The following is a 15,671-nucleotide window of genomic DNA, read 5'->3' as shown; positions in this document are numbered from 1 at the left end:
CACCAATGGTGAAAAGCATGACCGGCTACGGCCGGGCGGAGCAGAGCCTGAACGGGCGTACCATCACGGTGGAGCTCCGTTCCGTCAATAACCGATATCTGGATTGCTCTATCCGCATTCCCAGGCTCTATCTGTTTGCGGAGGATGGGCTGAAGTCTCAGGTCCAGAGTTCCATTTCCCGGGGAAAGGTGGATGTCTTCGTCACAATAGACAGCGCAGGCGCCGCCGGCGTGAAGGTCTCCATCAATCGGCCGGTGGCGGACGGATACTGCGCTGCCCTGCGGGAGTTGGCCCAGAGCTATGGGCTGTCCGATGACATCTCCGTCTCCCTGCTCTCCCGATTTCCCGATGTGCTGCTGGTGGAGAAGGAAGAGGAGGATGCGGAGCAGGTCGCCCAGGACATCAGTGCCGTCATGGAACAGGCGCTGTCCGACTTTGACCGGATGCGCAGCCGGGAGGGCCAGAAGCTATCTGATGACATCCTGACCCGGGCGGACACCATTGAACGCCTGGTCACCCTGGTGGAGGAGAGATCCCCCCAGACCGTGGAGGAATACCGGGCTCGTCTGGAGGCTAAAATGAATGAGGTGCTGGCCAACACCCAGCTGGACCCGGCCCGCATCCTCACAGAAGCGGCCATCTTTGCTGACAAGGTGGCGGTGGACGAGGAGACGGTGCGCCTGCGCAGCCACCTGGGGCAGCTGCGGCACATGCTGGCTCAGGGCGGAGCCACCGGGCGCAAGCTGGACTTTCTGATCCAGGAGTTCAACCGGGAGGCCAACACCATCGGCTCGAAGTGCAGCGACATCGAGATCGCCCGCTATGTGGTGGATATCAAGGCTGAAATCGAGAAGATCCGGGAGCAGGTCCAGAACATCGAATGAGGGGGCGGGACATTTGAAGCTCATCAACATCGGATTTGGCAATATGATCTCCGCCGGCCGGCTGGTGGCTATCGTGTCGCCGGATTCGGCCCCCATCAAGCGCATGGTGCAGGAGGCCCGGGACCGGGGTACGCTCATCGATGCCACCTATGGCCGCCGGACCCGGTCGGTGCTCATCATGGACAACGACCATCTGGTTCTCTCAGCGCTTCAGCCGGACACTGTGGCCAGCCGTCTGGAGAGCCGGGAGGCCCCTGAAGCAGAGGAGGATGAGGAATGACCAAAAAGAAAGAGAAGGGACAGCTCATCGTTTTGTCCGGTCCATCCGGTGTGGGTAAGAGCACCGTGATCGCAGAGCTTTTGGGCCAGCGGAAGGGGATCTATTTCTCTGTGTCCTACACCACCCGCCAGCCCCGGGTGGGAGAGGCAGACGGGATCAACTACAACTTCGTCTCCCGGACGGAGTTCGAGAGGATGATCGCGGACCAGGAGCTGCTGGAATACGCGGAATATGTGAACAACTACTACGGCACCTCCCTGAAGATGATCCAGGAAAAACTGAACGCCGGCATCGACGTTCTGCTGGACATCGAGGTGCAGGGGGCGGCAAAGGTTCGGGCCCGATGCCCTGAAGCCATCTTTATCTTTATCATCCCGCCCTCCTTTGAGGAACTCTCCCGCCGTCTCCACAACCGGAACACGGACAACGAGGACGTGATCGCCGGCCGGCTGGAGAAGGCGAAGATAGAGTTCCGGGAGATCCCGACCTACGACTATCTGGTGATCAACGACAAGGTCTCCAACGCAGTGGAGGAAATCGAGGCCATCCTGGTGGCCAATGAGTGCCGGGTGGACAACCGCAGAAACATTTTGAAAGGGGAATTTTCGTTATGATGCTTTATCCTGCTATGAGAGATCTGCTGGCTAAGGTGCCCAGCCGCTATCAGCTGGTCAATGTGGTGGCCTGCCGCGCCCGGCAGATTGCCAGCGAGGCGGAGACCGCCGGCGTCCCTCTGGACGACAAACCGGTGAGCATTGCCATCCGCGAAGTAGCGGAGGGTCAGCTGGACGTGTCTGAATCGTAAGCAGGCGGCGAGGAGCAAGCGGAGGGAGGCTTCCCACGCTTGCTTTGCCTTGTACGGAAGAGGAGGGGATCGGTATCGGGAGAGTGGTGGCCAAGGTGGCGGTATCCAAAGCGATCTACGCCATCGACAAGCCCTATGACTATCTGGTCCCTCCGGAGCTGGAGGGACAGGTACTGCCCGGGATGCGGGTGGCCGTCCCTTTCGGGAGCGGAAACCGTGGGTCGGATGGCATCGTGCTCTCCCTGGAACGGCAGGAGGAGAACACACCCACACTGAAGCCGGTGCTGTCCTGTCTGGACGACGCTCCCGTCCTGGATGAAAAGGGGATCCAGCTGGCCCTGTGGATGCGGGAGCGGTACTTCTGCACTGTCAGCGACGCGGTGAAGGCCATGCTCCCGGCGGGGATGTACTTTGCCCTGCGGGACAGCGTGACCTTAGTCCCCGGGCTGGAGCCGGAACAGATCTGGGATCTGCTCTCGGACGCTCCAGCTGCCGCCAGGCTGGCGGAGATGCTCTGCTGCTGGGGGGGGAGCGGGGACATGACTCAGATCCACACCGCCTTTGGCGCCAAGGACCCCACCCCCGCCATCCGGGTCCTTCTGGACCGGAAGATCGCGGTACTGGAGACCAGCGCCCAGCGGGCGGTGGGGGACAAGACAGAGCGGCTGGCCGTGCTGAATATGCCGGCAGAGGAGGCCATGGAGCTGGTCGCCTCCAGACGGAAGCGAGCTCCCCTGCGCTACGCGGTGACGGAGCTCCTCTGCACTCTGGGGGCGGCCTCCACCAAGGAGCTTTGCTATTTTACCGGCGCCTCTCCCGCCACGCTGCGATCTCTGGAAAAGAGCGGAATCCTCACCCTGGAGAAGCATGAGGTGCTCCGGAGGGTCCGGGTAGAGGACGTGGAGCCCGCCGGACCGGTGGAATTAAATCAGGAGCAGGAGGCGGCCTTCCGCGGCCTGGACCGGTTCTGCCTCCGGGGGAAGGCGGGCGCCGCCCTGCTGTACGGCGTCACCGGCAGCGGAAAGACCCAAATCTATATCCGCCTGATCCAGGAGGTGCTGGCCAGGGGGCAGACCGCCATGGTACTGGTCCCGGAGATCTCCCTGACGCCCCAGCTGCTGCGGGTGTTCGCCTCCCACTTTGGGGAGCTGGTGGCGGTGCTCCACAGCTCCCTGCGCAGCGGAGAGCGGTACGACGAGTGGAAGCGGGTCCGTTCCGGCGCGGCCCGGGTGGTGCTGGGCACCCGTTCCGCTGTTTTTGCCCCTCTGGACCACATCGGGCTGATCGTGCTGGACGAGGAGCAGGAGAGCAGCTATAAATCAGAGAACGCCCCCCGCTACCATGCCAGGGACGTGGCAAAATACCGCTGTGTCCAGCATAGAGCGGTGCTTCTTCTGGGCTCAGCCACCCCGGCGGTGGAGTCCATGTACCAGGCCAGGGAGGGGCGCTACCGTCTGTTTACCCTGAGCCAACGCTTCAACCAACAGGCCATGCCGCAGGTCCGCATTGTGGATATGAAGCGGGAGCTGCGGGCGGGGAACTGCACCGCCATCAGTGCGGAGCTGCGCCGGGAGCTGGCCTGCAACCTGGAACGCGGGGAGCAGAGCATCCTGTTCCTGAACCGCCGGGGCAGCAGCCGCATGGTCTCCTGCGGGGAATGCGGACAGGTCCCGGAGTGCCCACGATGCTCGGTGCGGCTGACCTACCACTCCGCCAACGGAAGGCTGATGTGCCATTACTGCGGCTATTCTGAGCCCCTTCCTCCTGCGTGTCCTTCCTGCGGCGGCAGGCTGAACTTCATCGGTGTGGGGACCCAGCGGGTCCAGGAGGAACTGGAGGCACTGTTTCCCGGGATCGAGATCCTCCGCATGGATGCGGATACCATCTCCGCCGCCCACCCCCACGAGGAGCTTCTATCCCGATTTCAGAAACAGCGCGTCCCCATCCTGGTTGGGACCCAGATGGTGGCCAAAGGGCTGGACTTTGACAATGTGACCCTGGTGGGGGTGGTGGACGCAGATCTGTCCCTCTATGCCGCCGACTTCCGCGCCGGGGAGCGCACCTTCTCTCTGATCACCCAAGTGGTGGGCCGGGCCGGCCGCGGGGAGAAGCGGGGGAGAGCGGTGATCCAGACCTACACCCCGGACAACGACGTCATCCGTTTCGCCGCCGGCCAGGACTATGACAGCTTCTATGAGCAGGAGATCCAGCTGCGCCGCCTGCGGGACGAGCCGCCCTTTCGGGACATCCTGGTGCTGACCGCCTCCGGCCCCGACGAGGCGGGGGTGCTCCGGGTGTGCACCCGGCTGAGGCAGTTTTTGGAGAGAGAGCTCCCCAAACTGCCCGATCAGTCCTTCCGCCTGCTGGGTCCCGCGCCGGCAGTCATCGCCAGAGTCAACAACCGGTATCGATACCGCCTTACACTGGTCGGACAGGACAGCCGCCCTCTCCGTTCCCTGATCGCCGCCCTCCTCCGGGCGGTGCGGCAGGACCGGGAGAGCCGGGGGACTTCTGTATTTGCCGACCTGAATCCCATGGATTGATTATGCAAAGGAGAAATGTTTCATGGCGCTTCGAGAGATCATCAAAAAGGGGGACCCTGTCCTCGAGAAACACTGCCATCCGGTCACACGCTTCGATCAAAAGCTGTGGGATCTGCTGGACGACATGCGGGAGACCCTGGCCCAGGCCAACGGGCTGGGCCTGGCCGCGCCCCAGGTGGGCATCCTGCGCAGAGCGGTCCTGGTGGTCAACGACCAGGAGGAGATGCTGGAGCTGATCAACCCTGAGATCATTGCCAGCGAGGGGGAGGAGGACGGCCTGGAGGGCTGCCTCTCCGTGCCCGGTTACTGGGGCTATGTGAAGCGTCCCGCATGGGTGAAGGTCCGGGCCCACGACCGGAACGGAAATGAGTTTGAGACTGAGGGGACAGGCATGACCGCCCGGTGCTTCTGCCACGAGCTGGCCCACCTGGACGGACAGCTCTACACGGATCTGGCCGACCGGATCTACACCACCGAGGAGCTGGACGCCATGCTGGAGGAGCAGGGGAAATGACGATTCTCTTTATGGGCACCCCGGATTTCGCTGTCCCGTCCCTAGAGGCGCTGATTGCCGCAGGACACACCATCTGCGGCGTATTCACCCAGCCGGACCGGCCGAAAAACAGGGGAATGAAGCTCCAGGCACCACCTGTAAAGCGGATAGCCCTTGCACATGATATTCCTGTTTTCCAGCCTGTTACTCTCAAGGACGGCACTGCCCTGGAGGAGATCCGCCAGCTGTCCCCTGAGCTGATCGTAGTGGCGGCCTACGGCCGTCTCCTGCCCCGGGAAATTTTGGAGCTGCCGGCCAATGGATGCATCAATGTGCACTCCTCCCTGCTCCCCAAGTACCGGGGGGCTGCCCCCATCAATTGGGCGGTGCTCAACGGGGAGGAGGAGACCGGGGTCACCATCATGTATATGGCCCAGGAGCTGGACGCGGGGGACATCATCGCCCAGGCGTCCACCCCGATCGATCCCGAAGAGACGGTGGAGTCGGTTCATGATCGGCTGGCCGGGCTGGGCGCCCGGCTGCTGGTCCAGACAGTGTCCCGGCTGGAGGCCGGAACGGCGGAGCGTACCCCCCAGGACGGGGAACGGGCCACCTATGCGCCCATGCTTTCCCGGGAGCTCTCTCCCATTGATTGGACCCGCCCGGCCCGTGAGATCCACGACCAGATCCGGGGGCTGATCCCCTGGCCTGCCTCCAGCACCGACCTGCTGGGTGCTGGTGTGGTGAAGGTGTTTGGCGGTCGAGAGACCGGGGAGTCCACCAGCCGGCGGCCCGGCACCATCCTTTCTGCCGACAAACGGGGCATCCGGGTCGCCTGTGGAGATGGAAAGGTGCTCTGCTTGACAGAGCTTCAGGCGCCTGGAAGTCGACGGATGTCTGCGGCAGACTATTTGAGAGGACACCCTGTTTCGGCGGAAGAGGATTGAGACCCATTCAGAAGCGGGAGGTGAAGCCCTGTGGATGCCCGAGAAACGGCGCTCCTCACCCTGAACGCCTGTGAGAGACAGGGGGGATGGTCGGACGGCGCCCTAAAAAAGCAGATATCGGCGGCCGGATTGGACAGCCGGGACGCGGCGCTGGCCACCCAGCTGTGCGCCGGTGTTTTGCAGAACCAGATGCTCCTGGACTTCTACCTGGCCCATTTCTCCAATATCCCCCTCAAGCGGATGGAGGGGCGGGTGGTCCAGGCCCTGCGCCTGGGGGCCTACCAGATGCTCTTTCTGGACAGGATCCCCCACAGCGCAGCGGTCAACCGGTCCGTAGAGCTGACCCGGGCCTACTGCAAGAACCCCCGGGCGGCGGGGATGGTCAACGGCATCCTCCGCAGTCTGGAGAGGAGCCTGGAGCGTCTGCCCACCATCCCCCAGCGGGACCCGGTGGAGTACCTGTCCATCCTGTACAGCCATCCGGCGTGGATGGTGCGGGAATTCCTGCTGACTCTGGGGAACGACGGTGCTGCGGCCCTGCTGCGGGCCAACAACGCGCAGCCTGCCACGGCGGCCCAGGTGAACACCCTGAAGATCAACGCCCGGGAGCTGCGCCTGCGCCTGGAGGAGCGAGGGGTCCGGGCAGAGAAACACCCCTGGCTGACAGACTGTATCCTCCTGTCTGGGACCGGGAATCTGGAGGAGCTGCCGGAGTTTCAGGCGGGTCTCTTCTACATCCAGGACCCAGCTTCCCGGCTGGCGGTGGCGGCAGCAGGCCCTGCCGCGGGGATGCGGGTGCTGGATGCCTGCGCGGCGCCCGGCGGCAAGTCCTTTGCCGCAGCTATCGCCATGGGGGGCAGGGGAACGGTGTGCTCCTGCGACCTGCACCCCCACAAGAAAAAGCTGATCGCCAACGGCGCGGCCCGTCTGGGCCTGGACTGCGTCACGCCTATGACGGCGGATGCCTGCGTCCACCGCCCGGAGTGGGAGGGTGCCTTTGATCTGGTGCTTGTGGACGCCCCCTGTTCCGGTCTGGGCGTCATTCGGAAGAAGCCGGACATCCGCTACAAGGACCCGGAGCCCCTGGCAGCCCTTCCCAGCGTACAGCGCCGAATCCTGGAGAACGTCTCCTCCTATGTGCGGCCCGGTGGGACACTGCTCTACTCCACCTGCACGCTGCTACGGCGGGAAAATGAGAATGTGGTGTCCGCCTTCCTGGAGGCGCACCCCCAGTTTGGACCCGAGCCCTTCCAGCTGCCTGGCGTCCCCGGAGCGGAGGGGAGCAGCTGGATGCTGACGCTGTGGCCCCACATACAGGGGACGGACGGCTTCTTTATCAGCCGCATGAAAAAGAGGGAGGAAGCCCTTTGATCGATCTCAAATCCATGACGCCGGAGGAGCTGGCCGCCTGGTTCCGGGAGCAGGGGGAACCCGCCTTCCGGGCCAAGCAGGTGTTTCAGTGGCTCTATCGAGGTGCCGTCTCCTTTGACGAAATGACCGACCTCCCCAAGGTCCTGCGGCAGAAGCTGGAGGAGCACTGTTTTCTTACAGCTCCCCAGGTGGCCAGAAAGCAGGTCTCTGCCCAGGATGGCACCATCAAATACCTGTGGAGGCTGTCAGACGGAAACTGTATCGAGACAGTTTTGATGCGGTATAAGCATGGGAATACTGTGTGTATCTCCTGTCAGGTGGGCTGCCGGATGGGCTGTGCTTTCTGCGCTTCCACCCTGGGAGGCAAGGTACGGGACCTTACGCCGGCAGAGATGGTGGACCAGGTCCTCTTCACCCAGTTGGACAGCGGGGAGCCGGTCTCCAACATCGTGCTGATGGGGATCGGGGAGCCCTTGGACAATATGGATACGGTGCTGAAGTTCCTGACACTGGTCAACCAGCCCAATGGTTTGAACATCGGCATGCGTCACATCTCCCTGTCTACCTGCGGGCTGGCGGATCAAATTGACAAACTGGCCCAACATAGGTTACAATTAACACTATCGGTCTCCCTCCACGCGCCGGACGATGAGACCCGCTCCCGTCTGATGCCGGTGAACCGGAGCGTGGGCGTGGAAAAGCTGATGGCAGCCTGCCGGCGGTATTTCCAGACCACTGGACGGCGCATCTCCTACGAATATGCAATGATCGACGGGGTCAACGACTCTGACTGGCAGGCTGATCTCCTGGCTCGGCTGCTGAAGGGGACACCCGGCCATGTCAACCTGATCCCGCTCAATGATGTGGAGGAGAGTCCACTGAAGCCCAGCCGCAGGGTGGCCGCTTTTCAGCGGCGCCTGGAGGGGCACGGCGTGACCGTTACGGTGCGCCGCAAGCTGGGAGGCGATATCGACGCCTCCTGCGGCCAGCTGCGCCGAAAGGCCATGGCTCAGACACTCGGCCGGAATGACGGCAGGAAAGAGGCAGATATTCCATGAATGTATGGGGGATCACCCACCGGGGAATGGTACGAGAGCAGAACCAGGATGCGTTTGCCTGCCGGACCCTGCCGGACGGCCGGATCATTGCGCTGGTCTGCGACGGCATGGGCGGCGCCCGGGCGGGCAACATCGCCAGCACCATGGCGGTGGAGCTCTTTATGGAGGAATTCCTTTCACGAAAGGAGGACGAGTCTGACCGGGTCCGGATGGAGCGGGCGGCATCCCGCGCCAATGACGAGGTCTTCCACCGCTCTAATGTGGACATGGAGTGCTCCGGGATGGGCACCACCCTGGTGGCAGCCCTGGCGGGGCCCCACGAGACAGTTATCCTCAACGAAGGGGACAGCCGAGCCTATCACGTCACCCCAGAAGGCATCACCCGGGTCACCAGGGACCACTCGCTGGTGGAAGATCTGGTGGAACGAGGGGATCTGACCCGAGATCAGGCCAGAGTCCATCCTCATAAGAATCTCATCACCCGCGCCTTGGGGGCGGAGTCCCATCTTCGGGCGGACTGTTTCTATCTTCAGGCCCTGCCCGGCCACTACCTGCTGCTGTGCAGCGACGGCTTGAGCAATGTAGTGACCGACCAGGAGTTGCTCTATGAGGTGATCCACGGCGGGGAGGCGGTCACCTGCTGTGAGAGGCTGCTGGATATCGCCCTGAAACGGGGCGCGCCGGACAACGTGACGGCGGTCCTGATTCAGTACGAATAACAGCGACAAAGGAGGCGATTTACCATGGATCAATACATAGGTAAATTACTCGATAATCGATATGAGATCCTGGAGATCATCGGCACCGGGGGCATGGCCCGGGTGTACAAGGCACGCTGTCACCGGCTCAACCGGCTGGTGGCCATCAAGATCCTTCGGGAAGATCTGGCCCAGGACGCGGAGTTCCGCCGCCGCTTCCACGACGAGTCCCAGGCCGTAGCCATGCTTTCCCACCCAAACATCGTGGCCGTTTATGACGTCAGCCGCTCCTCCGACCTGGAATACATCGTGATGGAACTGATCGACGGTATCACCCTGAAGCAGTATATGCAGAAAAAGGGGAACAAGCTGAACTGGCGGGAGGCACTCCACTTTATCACCCAGATCGTCAAGGCATTGGGGCACGCCCACAGCCGGGGCATCATCCACCGGGACATCAAGCCCCACAACATCATGGTGCTGCGGGACGGCAGCGTGAAGGTGGCCGACTTCGGGATCGCACGGGTGGCTTCAGGCGGGCACAGCACCCTGACTCAGGAGGCGCTGGGCTCCGTCCATTATATCTCCCCCGAGCAGGCCAGAGGGAGCCATATTGACGCCCGCTCCGACCTGTACTCTGCGGGGGTGGTGCTCTATGAGATGATAACTGGCCGCCTGCCCTTTGAGGGGGACACTCCGGTCTCCGTGGCCATCCAGCACATCAATTCCATCCCACTCTCCCCCCGTGAGCTGGACCCTACCATCCCAGAGGCGCTGGAGGCCATCACCATGAAGGCCATGGCTCCCAACCCGGACAACCGATATCCCTCCGCAGACGCGATGCTGGCCGACTTGGAAGAGTTCCGTAAGAACCCCAGCATCAACTTTGACTACGACGTGAGCGAGTTCGTGCCCGAGGAGCCGGAAGAGGGCGCCATGACTCAGATCCGCACGCCCCATACGCCGGTGCGCAGCCGTGTGCCGGAGCCTGAACCCCGCAGGCGCCGCTACGAGGAGCCGGAGGAGGAAGAGGAGGAGCCGGAGAACCGTCCCAGGCGCCGGGACCGCCGGCGGGGAGGGACAAACTGGCCCATCATCGCGGCCATCGTTGTCATCCTGGCCTTTGTGGCGGGACTGTTCTACTTCATGTATCAGTTCTTCATCTCCTCCATCCTGATGCCCTCGCCGGACTATACCATCCCCAAGCTGACGGGCTACACCTATGAGGAGGTCCTTCAGGACCCGGAGCTGAGACAGGAGTTCAACATCGTCGTTGGCCAGACGGTGGAAAGCGAGGAGGCTGCGGGGACGATCCTCAGGCAGGACCCTGCTGCCGGGAGCACCGTGAAGTCCAACAACGCAGAGATCACGGTGACGGTGAGCGGTGGACCCGAGGTGATCCAGATGATCGATGTCACCAACCAGGAATATCTGAAGGCCCTGGCCACCCTGCGGGACATGGGGCTGAGCGTGGAGGCCCCCGAATATCAGTTCGATGATGAGGTGCCCGCCAACTATATCATCTCCTATACCCCTGCGGAGGGGACCGAACTCAAGGCGGGGGACAGCGTCCATCTGGTGGTCAGTAAGGGGCCTGAGGCGTCCAAGGTCACGCTGATCTCTTTCGCGGACATGGCCCAGAGCGACGCGGAGAGCCGGATCCGTCTGATGAACCTGGAGGTGGGTGAGATAGAGCATGTCTCCAGTGAAACAGTACCGGAGGGAAAGGTAGTGGAACAGTGGCCGGAGGCTGGTACAGAGGTGGAAGAGGGGAGCAAGGTCAACCTTACCGTCAGTACAGGGCCTGAGAACCCGGACATTCCTCAGACATCAACCAAGACACTCACCATCAACCTGCCGGTGGTGGATGAGACGGACCCTGTCCAGTCCATCAATGTGATGGTCACCAGCGACGACGGAAAGGAAGTTTATAACCGGGATGTGAACCCTCTTATGGAAGTGGCTGTGTCAGTACCGGTCAGTGGGACAGGGAAAGTGACATACAACGTCTATTTCAATGGGAGATTGGACCACGGCGTCACGGTCAACTTTGACGAGTGATATGGCAGAAGGAATGATTTTAAAAGCCCTCAGCGGCTTCTACTATGTGGACGACGGGACTCAGCTGTTCGCCTGCCGGGGGCGGGGGAAGTTCCGCCATGAGAAGGTGACCCCTCTGGTGGGTGACCGGGTGCTGTTTACCCCGCTGGAACACGGGAGCGGCTCGCTGGACGGGATTCTCCCCAGAAAGAATGAGTTCCAGCGCCCGGCGGTGGCCAACGTGGACCAACTGGTCATCATCGTGTCCCAGGCGGTCCCTGCCACCGATCCCTTCCTCATTGACCGCGTGATCTCCATCGCGGAGCGCCGGGGATGTGACAGCGTCATCTGCGTCAACAAGTGGGACTTGGTGCCGGGGGAGGACCTGTACCAGATCTATACCTCCGCCGGCTTCACCACCCTGAAGGTGAGCGCGGAGACCGGCGAGGGGATCGAAGAGCTGCGGCAGGTCATTTCTGGAAAGGTGTCTGCCTTCACAGGAAATTCCGGCGTCGGTAAGTCCAGCATCCTAAATGCACTGGAGCCTGGGATCGCCCTGCAGACAGGGGAGATCAGCGAAAAGCTGGGGCGGGGTCGGCACACCACCCGCCATGTGGAGCTCTACCGGCTGAGCGGCGGGGCTCTGGTGGCCGACACCCCGGGGTTCTCCTCCTTTGATACGGACCGCATGGAGCTTTGCCGCAAGGAGGAGTTGGAGGGTTGCTTCCGGGAGTTTGCCCCTTACCTGGGAAAATGCCAGTTTACCGGCTGCTCCCATGTGAAGGAGAAGGGCTGCGCGGTGCTGAAGGCGGTGGAGGCCGGAGCGATCCAGCCCAGCCGCCACGCCAGCTATATACGCCTGTACGACCAGGCCAAGCAGATCCCGGACTGGGCGCGATAAAATTTTATCAGTGGAACAGTGACACATCGCCTCCCCGTGCATAGACTGGATTAGCCGGAAAACGGCCAGTCTATGCGGAGGGGAGGCTTTCTTATGGGCATCGTCGTGGTACGTTCTCCCAGATGTCTGCGGGGTCTGCTGCGGAAGCTGTTTGGCCTGAAGTGATCCCGGGGCCCAGGGGGCACTGAGTCCTTTTCTGAGGGTGGCATATTTGTCCCTGCCTGTACATATAGTGGTCCCAAAGCGGAATGGCTGACCCGGCGCGGCGGCCCAGGCCGCGCCGACTCGATTTGTAAGGGAGAGGACGATTATGGAGCTTGAGCTCAAACGAGATGCGATCCACTGCTTTGAGACCGTAGCAGACGTCACCATCTGTCAGGAGGAGACCCAGGAGGCTATCGTTCCGGATGCCTGTCCGGACATTCTGCGCATCGTTGAGGTATGCGGTCAGGCGTGCCTCACAGGAAAACAGGCCCGGGAGGGAATGGCCACCGTCTCCGGCATGGTGCGCGCCTCGGTGCTGTATCTGCCGGAGACGGGGGGATGTCTGCGCCATATGGAGCTCAGCGTCCCCTTCACCTGCCAGGTCGAGGCCCCCGGCCTGACCTCCCAGGGGACCATTTTGGCCGATCCCCGCCTGCGGTGGGCGGAGGCCCGGGTGCTGAATCCCAGAAAGATCCTGCTCCGGGTGGACCTGGCCGTGGAGATCAGGGCCTGCCAGCCCTGTGAGCGCACCATATGCCAAGGGGTAGAGGCGGCGGAGGAACATGGTATCCGCCAGCTCCAGGAGGAGCAGACCACCGATCAGATCATAGCCGTGCAGGAAAAACCCTTTACATTTACAGATGGTGTGGACTTGGGGCTATCAGAGGGTGGTGAGCTGCTCAGCCTCCGGGGAGAGCCATCCTGTGAGGAGAGCCGTCTCATTGGCAGCAAGCTGATCTTCAAGGGCAGTGTGGAGCTCCACGCCCTCCTGCGGGACGCGGACGGGACCCTTCGGACAGCCAGGGAGTCCATGCCCTTTTCTCAGATCATCGAAGTTCCTGGGGCCGGAGAGGACGCGGAATGTGAGGTGCGGGTCGTCCTCACCGATCTGAATGCCCCCGCCATTGGGACAACGGTGGGCTCCGCCGAGGTGACGCTGGAGCTCCTGGCCCAGGCGGTGGTGAGGAGCCAGCGGCCGGTCACCATGCTTCAGGATATTTACAGCACCGGATGGATGCTGGAGGTCCAGACCGAGGAACACACCATGCGCCAGGTGGTGGATCAGTCCATTCGGCCCCAGAGCGTCCGTGAGATCCTGGAGACCACCACCCTGGTACGAAACGCCATAGACGGGTGGCTGTCCCTAGGGGAGATCCGGCAGAGCCGGGAGGGCGACCAGATGATCCTTTCGGCAGAGGTACTCATCACGGCCCTGTATCTGGATGACGGGGAGGAGCTTCAGTCTATCCAGCGCACCGTCCAGACGGACTGCAGGCTGGACTGCCCGGTCCAGGCGGTGTGTCAGTGCTGGTGTACCGCCCCAGGCGAACTGGCCGTGGTGCCGGCGGCCGGCGGACTGGAGGTGCGCTTCACTCTGGAATTCCACTGCCTCTGTCTGGCGGAGCGCAGGCAGGCCGCTATCTCCTCCGCGCGTCTGGGGGAGGAACGGGCCAAGCCGGACGGGACACAGCCCTCTGTGGTGTTGCGTATGGCCGCTCCGGGAGAGCGGCTGTGGGACATCGCGAAAGCGTACGGTACTACCACAGAGGAGATCACCCAAGCCAATGAGCTGGAGGAGGGCTGCCTGCCCACGGGCAGGATGCTCCTGATCCCCCGGGTACGCTGATCTCATCGGCAAGGAGCCGGACCGGGCCTGTCGGCCTGCGGTCCGGCTCCTTTTTCAAACAAAGGCTGGAAAAGCTATGCGGCAAGGTCATATTCCACAGCTTATCCCCATACACTGTAAGGAAATCACCGGCTTGCTCGGCCGAAGGAGGAATTTCAGTGGAAGATCGCAAAATCTACGAGGATATCGCGCTTCGGACCGAGGGCGATATCTATATCGGCGTCGTGGGGCCGGTCCGGACCGGAAAATCCACATTTATCAAGCGGTTCATGGAGACGCTGGTCATCCCCAACATTGAAAATGTGTACCGCCGGGAGCGGGCCAGGGATGAACTGCCCCAGAGCGGCTCCGGGCGTACCATCATGACGGCGGAGCCCAAATTTGTCCCGGAGGAAGCGGTAGCTGTCACAATGGAGGGGGGCGCCGCCTTCCAGGTCCGGCTCATCGACTGCGTGGGCTACATGGTGGAGGGAGCGGTGGGACATCTGGAAGGAGAGACCCAGCGGATGGTGACCACCCCGTGGTTCGATCACGAGATCCCCATGTCGGAGGCGGCGGAGATCGGCACCCGGAAGGTCATTGCGGAACATTCCACCATCGGCATCGTCATCACCACGGACGGGACCATCACCGAGATCCCCCGGGAGGATTATCTGGAGGCGGAGGACCGGGTCATCACGGAACTGAAGGAGCTGGGGAAGCCCTTTCTGGTTCTCCTCAACTCCGCCTATCCCAACTCGGAGCGGGCCCAGGCCATCCAGGCGGACATCAGCCAGCGGTACGGGGTGGCCTGCCGGGCACTCAACTGCCTGGAGCTGAGCGAGGGGGACATCAACACCGTCCTGAAGGATGTGCTCTACGAGTTCCCGGTGAAGGAGCTGGACCTGTTCCTGCCCCCCTGGGTGGACGCCCTGGCTCAGGACCACCCCATCAAGTCCGCCCTGTACACCGCCATCCGGGAGGGGGCCTCCGACCTGTACCGCATCCGGGACGTGGAGCAGACGGTCCGCTCCATCAAGGAGTGCGAGGAGGTGAGCGACGCCCGGGTGACCTCCATCGACCTAGGCACCGGGCTGGCCGCTGCGGTACTGGACCTGCCCAGGGCCCTGTTCTACCACACTCTGTCCCAGCAGTCCGGCTTCCAGATCCAGGACGACGGGGATCTGGTCTCTCTGCTGACCCAGCTGGCTGGAGTCAAGGCAGCATATGACAAGGTGGCAGACGCTCTGAAGGAGGTGGAGGAGACCGGCTACGGCATCGTGGTGCCCTCCATCGATTCCCTGGTGCTGGAGGAGCCGGAGATCGTCCGGCAGGGGGGACGCTACGGCGTCCGACTCAAGGCCAGCGCCCCCTCCATCCATATGATCCGCGCGGATATTGAGACCGAAGTTGCCCCTATCGTGGGTACGGAGAAGCAGAGCGAGGAGATGGTCCACTATCTGCTCCAGGAATTTGAGGGGGACACCTCCAAGATCTGGCAGTCCAACATTTTTGGGAAATCCTTCTACGAGCTGGTGGGGGAGGACCTGAACACCAAGGTCAAGCGGATGCCGGAGGACGCCCGGGAAAAGCTCCGGGAGACCCTCCAGCGCATCATCAACGAGGGCTCCGGCGGACTGATCTGCATCATCCTGTAACAAATAAGAGGGCAGGGCGCTCCAATCGCGCCCCGCCCTCTAATATTATGTCAACTGGGAGAAAACTGCTTCATAGTCCTTTCCAAAATACTGCAGCTAATGTGAGCATGAGCCTTTGCCTTTTGGACCTATCTGCGGTATAATAACATGAAAGCGGCCTCCCGGCCATAGGATGGACGGGAG

At 62.3% G+C, this 15,671-nt stretch carries 14 protein-coding genes; all 14 read left to right on the top strand.

Annotated features, from left to right (window positions below; all coding sequences use genetic code 11):
* Nucleotides 1-5: 5 nt before the first annotated feature.
* The 14 genes from L9O85_RS07495 (at nt 6) to spoIVA (ending at nt 15,488) form a co-directional block, all read left to right on the top strand.
* Nucleotides 6-884, top strand: a complete 879-nt coding sequence (locus L9O85_RS07495; protein WP_108981207.1) for a YicC/YloC family endoribonuclease — start codon at nt 6-8, stop codon at nt 882-884.
* Between the two features lie 13 nt (nt 885-897).
* A complete protein-coding gene (gene remA / locus L9O85_RS07490; protein ID WP_050624833.1) occupies nt 898-1,164 on the top strand; it encodes an extracellular matrix/biofilm regulator RemA in 267 nt (88 codons plus the stop codon).
* Nucleotides 1,161-1,778 carry a guanylate kinase gene (gene gmk, locus L9O85_RS07485; protein ID WP_108981208.1) on the top strand — a complete coding sequence of 206 codons (618 nt, stop codon included), beginning with the start codon at nt 1,161-1,163 and terminating at the stop codon, nt 1,776-1,778. The genes remA and gmk overlap by 4 nt, the downstream gene beginning before the upstream one ends.
* The gene (rpoZ, locus tag L9O85_RS07480) at nt 1,775-1,969 is read left to right on the top strand and encodes a DNA-directed RNA polymerase subunit omega (protein WP_050624831.1); all 195 of its coding nucleotides are present in this window, start codon (nt 1,775-1,777) and stop codon (nt 1,967-1,969) included. The genes gmk and rpoZ overlap by 4 nt, the downstream gene beginning before the upstream one ends.
* A 44-nt stretch (nt 1,970-2,013) precedes the next feature.
* Complete coding sequence (priA, locus tag L9O85_RS07475; RefSeq protein ID WP_301578356.1) at nt 2,014-4,512, top strand: replication restart helicase PriA; 2,499 nt, start codon at nt 2,014-2,016, stop codon at nt 4,510-4,512.
* Between the two features lie 22 nt (nt 4,513-4,534).
* A complete protein-coding gene (gene def, locus L9O85_RS07470; protein ID WP_050624830.1) occupies nt 4,535-5,026 on the top strand; it encodes a peptide deformylase in 492 nt (163 codons plus the stop codon).
* Nucleotides 5,023-5,952, top strand: coding sequence for a methionyl-tRNA formyltransferase (gene fmt / locus L9O85_RS07465; RefSeq protein WP_301578355.1), 930 nt, complete (start codon nt 5,023-5,025; stop codon nt 5,950-5,952). The genes def and fmt overlap by 4 nt, the downstream gene beginning before the upstream one ends.
* Before the next feature lie 30 nt (nt 5,953-5,982).
* Complete coding sequence (gene rsmB, locus L9O85_RS07460; RefSeq protein WP_276755791.1) at nt 5,983-7,323, top strand: 16S rRNA (cytosine(967)-C(5))-methyltransferase RsmB; 1,341 nt, start codon at nt 5,983-5,985, stop codon at nt 7,321-7,323.
* Nucleotides 7,320-8,381 (top strand): 23S rRNA (adenine(2503)-C(2))-methyltransferase RlmN, encoded by a 1,062-nt coding sequence (gene rlmN, locus L9O85_RS07455; protein WP_050624827.1) that lies wholly within the window; start codon nt 7,320-7,322, stop codon nt 8,379-8,381. The genes rsmB and rlmN overlap by 4 nt, the downstream gene beginning before the upstream one ends.
* Nucleotides 8,378-9,100: a Stp1/IreP family PP2C-type Ser/Thr phosphatase gene (locus tag L9O85_RS07450; protein WP_050624826.1), complete on the top strand. Its 723-nt coding sequence runs from the start codon at nt 8,378-8,380 to the stop codon at nt 9,098-9,100. Before rlmN ends, L9O85_RS07450 begins: the two co-directional genes overlap by 4 nt.
* A gap of 24 nt (nt 9,101-9,124) precedes the next feature.
* Nucleotides 9,125-11,140 (top strand): Stk1 family PASTA domain-containing Ser/Thr kinase, encoded by a 2,016-nt coding sequence (gene pknB, locus L9O85_RS07445; protein ID WP_108981211.1) that lies wholly within the window; start codon nt 9,125-9,127, stop codon nt 11,138-11,140.
* A gap of 1 nt (nt 11,141) precedes the next feature.
* A complete protein-coding gene (gene rsgA, locus L9O85_RS07440; protein WP_050624824.1) occupies nt 11,142-12,020 on the top strand; it encodes a ribosome small subunit-dependent GTPase A in 879 nt (292 codons plus the stop codon).
* Nucleotides 12,021-12,330: 310 nt separating this feature from the next.
* Nucleotides 12,331-13,851: a DUF3794 and LysM peptidoglycan-binding domain-containing protein gene (locus L9O85_RS07435; protein ID WP_256181491.1), complete on the top strand. Its 1,521-nt coding sequence runs from the start codon at nt 12,331-12,333 to the stop codon at nt 13,849-13,851.
* Between the two features lie 158 nt (nt 13,852-14,009).
* Entirely contained in the window at nt 14,010-15,488 is a 1,479-nt protein-coding gene (gene spoIVA / locus L9O85_RS07430) for a stage IV sporulation protein A (protein WP_050624822.1), read from the top strand.
* Nucleotides 15,489-15,671: the final 183 nt, after the last annotated feature.

The organism is Lawsonibacter asaccharolyticus (assembly GCF_022453915.1).
GTDB classification, from domain to species: Bacteria; Bacillota; Clostridia; order Oscillospirales; family Oscillospiraceae; genus Lawsonibacter; species Lawsonibacter asaccharolyticus.
The sequence above is the reverse complement of the archived record's forward strand: the minus strand, read 5'-3'. Positions and strand labels throughout refer to the sequence as shown.